The sequence below is a fragment of the Saccharopolyspora sp. genome (assembly GCF_017434145.1).
GTDB classification, from domain to species: domain Bacteria; phylum Actinomycetota; class Actinomycetes; order Mycobacteriales; family Pseudonocardiaceae; genus Saccharopolyspora_C; species Saccharopolyspora_C galaxeae.
Window position 1 is genome coordinate 1 of the sequence record NZ_JAFRFW010000377.1, and the last position, 3,786, is coordinate 3,786.

2 protein-coding genes, 2 tRNA genes and 1 pseudogene are annotated in these 3,786 nt (G+C 70.4%); 4 read left to right on the plus strand and 1 reads right to left on the minus strand.

The genetic code is table 11. From position 1 onward, the window contains the following. A pseudogene (locus IJH84_RS10240) lies at nucleotides 1–176 on the minus strand (aminotransferase); the annotation flags it as partial. Between the two features lie 399 nt (nucleotides 177–575). Here IJH84_RS10240 and IJH84_RS10245 point away from each other — a divergent pair. The 4 genes from IJH84_RS10245 to IJH84_RS10260 all read left to right on the plus strand — a co-directional run bounded on the left by IJH84_RS10245 (nucleotide 576) and on the right by IJH84_RS10260 (nucleotide 3,670). After that, nucleotides 576–1,280 (plus strand): dienelactone hydrolase family protein, encoded by a 705-nt coding sequence (locus tag IJH84_RS10245; protein ID WP_200068184.1) that lies wholly within the window; start codon nucleotides 576–578, stop codon nucleotides 1,278–1,280. A 117-nt stretch (nucleotides 1,281–1,397) separates the two neighbouring features. Beyond that, nucleotides 1,398–3,392, plus strand: a complete 1,995-nt coding sequence (locus IJH84_RS10250; RefSeq protein WP_295143217.1) for an acetoacetate--CoA ligase — start codon at nucleotides 1,398–1,400, stop codon at nucleotides 3,390–3,392. A gap of 78 nt (nucleotides 3,393–3,470) precedes the next feature. Beyond that, nucleotides 3,471–3,560 (plus strand) — tRNA-Ser (locus IJH84_RS10255). Between the two features lie 37 nt (nucleotides 3,561–3,597). Continuing rightward, nucleotides 3,598–3,670, plus strand: a tRNA-Arg gene (locus IJH84_RS10260). Nucleotides 3,671–3,786 lie beyond the last annotated feature (116 nt).

The window sequence follows — 3,786 nt, forward strand, 5'->3', positions numbered from 1 at the left end:
GCGCCCATGTCGGGGTAGCGGTGCACGTCCGCGGCCGCGCGCGCGATCGCCGCCTCGACGCCGGGCAGCGGACCGGCGGAGACTTCGTTGCTGGCCAGCTTGATCGCACCGGGGACGGGGCGGCCTGCGACGGAGGCGGGCCGCTGGTCGAGGGCGGCGCGGCTGCGGACGGTCATGCACGCCTCCTTGGTTCGACGTACCGCGGGCGACGGTGTCGCCCGCCAACTCTAGAGCGCGGTGCGGCTCTGCGGTGGCACCCAGCGGCGTCGATTCGCGCGTGTTCGACATCCGCGGGCGACTTGTCGGTTCCTGTGCGCTGCGGACGCCGACCGGGTGTAATGCGTGCCACGTCGCGAGTGCGGTGCCGGTGCGGATCCGGGCGTTCGCGCGGCTCGGCACGGGTGTTGCGGAGGTCGAATCATCGCAGTTCGCGGCCGTTGCGATCGAGTTTCTCCGCACGCTGGCGGGGCGGCGACGAGTCACCGGCGGTGCTCGTGGACGGAGCGTCAGCGACCTACCGCCATCCGGACGATCACGTTGACTTTTGTTCACCCGTACCTGGTTACCTGAACGACATGACCGAATCCCGGACCGAGACGCTCGCGCTCACCGACGGCAGCACGCTGCGGATGACCGTCGCCGAACCGGACAACGTCGTGCGCGGCGGGCTGGTGGTGCTGCACGAAGCCCGGGGCGTGACCGGCCGAGTGCGCTCGCTGGTGAGCAGCCTCGCCGACGAGGGCTGGCTGACGGTGGCGCCGCACCTCTACCACCGCGACGGCACCGACGAGCTCTCCGACGGCCACGGCGACGACCAGGTCAACGACCAGGTGCAGCGGCTGAGCGGCGAGTCGATCCTCGCCGATTCGGACGCGGCGTTCGTGTGGCTGACCGACCGGGGCGTGCCCGCCGACCGGCAAGGGGTCATCGGGTTCGACATCGGCGGCTCGGCGGCGCTGGTGGTGGCGGGTAGCCGCAGCCTCGGAGCTGCGGTGACCGTCGGCGGTGGCGGCATCCTCGAACCGCTCTCCGATGGGCTGCCGGCGCTGGTGGAGATCGCCGGTGAGCTGACCTGCCCGTGGCTGGGGCTCTACAGCGAGCTCGACCCGGGCATCCCGGCCGCGGAGGTCGGCAAGCTGCGGGACGCGGCGGCCACCGCCCGGGTCGCCACGGACGTCGTGCACTACGCGCGCAGCGACCACCGCTTCGACACCGATTCGAGCGCCGCGGTCGAGGCGTGGCAGCGGGCGCGGAACTGGTTCGACACGCACCTGCGCTGAGCTCGATCCACAATGTGTGGACAACTTGTCCACAGTCGCTGTGGATGAATTGTTTCCGGTGCACACCTGGTCTCCCGGCTATGGCGTCCGGGCGTCTTCGTGGGTTAGGAAACGTGCATGACTTCCAGTACGGCTCCCGAATTGCTGTGGCAGCCCGCGCCGGACCAGGTCCGCCGCACCCGGATCGAGGGCTTCCGCGAGTGGCTGCGTACCGAGCGGGGCGTGGACCTGCCGGACTACCGGGCGCTGTGGCGCTGGTCGATCACGGACCTGGAGGGGTTCTGGGGAGCCGTCGCGGACTTCTTCGGCGTCACGTTCCACGAGCGGCCGAGCCGGGTGCTGCCCGCCGAGGTCATGCCGGGTGCGGAGTGGTTCCCCGGCGCGACGTTGAACTACGCCGAGCACGCGCTGCGCCGCGTTGAAGGCAGCGGGGGCGAAGCGAAGCGGGATCAGGACTCGGCGATCGTGTTCGCCCGCGAGGACGGGCTCGAGGCCGAGCTCACCTACGGCGAGCTGCGCGCCCGCGTGGCCGCGATGCGGGCGGCGCTGGCCGAGCAGGGCGTGGGCCGCGGTGACCGGGTCGCGGCGCTGGCCCCGAACTGCCCGGAGACGCTGATCGCGTTCCTGGCGGCCGCGAGCCTGGGTGCGATCTGGTCGTCGTGCTCACCGGACTTCGGGCTGCGCGCGGTCGCCGACCGGTTCGTGCAGATCGAGCCGAAGGTGCTGGTCGCCGTCGACGGCTACGTCTACGGCGGCAAGCGCTACGACATCAGGTCCACTGTGGACGAACTGCGCGGAATGCTGCCCGGGTTGGCGAGCACCGTGCTGGTCGACTACGTCGGCGCCGGCGAACTCGACGGCTGCGCGGACTGGGCGGAGCTGCTGCGACGGCACCGCGACGCCGAGCTCGCCTTCGACGCCGTGCCGTTCGACCACCCGCTGTGGGTGCTCTACTCGTCCGGCACCACCGGTTTGCCGAAGGGCATCGTGCACGGCCACGGCGGCATGGTCGTCGAACAGCTCAAGTCGGTCGGGCTGCACTGCGACCTCGGTCCGGGCGACACGTTCTTCTGGTTCACCACGACCGGCTGGATGATGTGGAACTTCCTGCTCGGCGGGTTGCTCACCGGCGCCCGGCTGCTGCTGTTCGACGGCAGCCCCGGGCATCCTTCGCTGAACGCGTTGTGGGAGCTCGCGCAGCGCTACCGGGTGAGCTACTTCGGCACCTCAGCGCCGTTCATCCAGAGCTGCCTGAAAAGCGAGCTGCGGCCGAAGGCCGACTACGACCTCTCGGCGCTGCGCGCGGTCGGCTCGACCGGTTCGCCGCTGAGCACCGACGGCTTCCGCTGGGTCGCCGACGCGGTGGGCGAGCGCGTGCAGATCGCCAGCGTCTCCGGCGGGACGGACTTGTGCACCGCGGTCGTCGGCGCGGCGCCGGACGTTCCGGTGTGGCTCGGCGAGATCTCCTGCCCGCTGCTGGGGGCGGCGGTGCGGTCCTACTCCGAGGACGGCCGGGAACTGCACGGCGAGGTCGGCGAGCTGGTGATCACCAAGCCGATGCCGTCGATGCCGGTGTTCTTCTGGAACGACCCGGACGGTTCCCGCCTGCACGAGGCGTACTTCGACACGTATCCGGGCGTGTGGCGGCACGGCGACTGGGTGGAGGTCACCGAGCGGGAGACCTTGGTGATCCACGGCCGCAGCGACTCGACGTTGAACCGTGGCGGCATCCGGATGGGAACCGCCGAGTTCTACCGGGTGGTCGAGGGATTCGACGAGGTGACCGACTCGCTCGTGATCGACACCTCCGGCGCGGCGGGCGGCGAGGGCGAATTGCTGTGCTTCCTGGTCCTGGCCGAAGGCGCGGAGCTGGCGGACGTCGAGCCGGAGCTCAAGCGGCAGCTGCGGTCCCAGCTCTCGCCGCGGCACGTGCCGAACCGGTTCATCGTCGTCGACGAGGTCCCGCAGACGCTGAACGGCAAGAAGCTGGAGGTGCCGGTGAAGAAGATCCTCGCAGGCGCCGACCCGGAGCGGGCCGTGAGCCGCGACGCCTTGCGCAATCCGGCCGCGCTGAACCCGTTCGTGCAGCTCGGGAAGGACGCCGGGAGCTGAGCTCCGGCCGGGCGGACCCCCCTTTGTCGCCGCGATGGCAGGTTGTGTAGGCTTTCCGCAGTGGCCGAGAGGACACCGGGAGGCTTCGCCTAGTCTGGTCTATGGCGCCGCACTGCTAATGCGGTTGGGGGTCACGCCCCCTCCCGGGTTCAAATCCCGGAGCCTCCGCGGGGTTCCCGCCCGGCGGGGATCCACAACTGAACAAGCGCCCGTAGCTCAACGGATAGAGCATCTGACTACGGATCAGAAGGTTTGGGGTTCGAATCCCTACGGGCGCGCGTCTGGACCCCCGAGGCGGAGGCGCAGTGCAGCAGCATGAGGAGGATCTGAAAAAGACAGAGGATGATCAGCGTCCCGGCCGGCGGCAGCGCGGCCCAGGCCTTCGGCCGGGCGC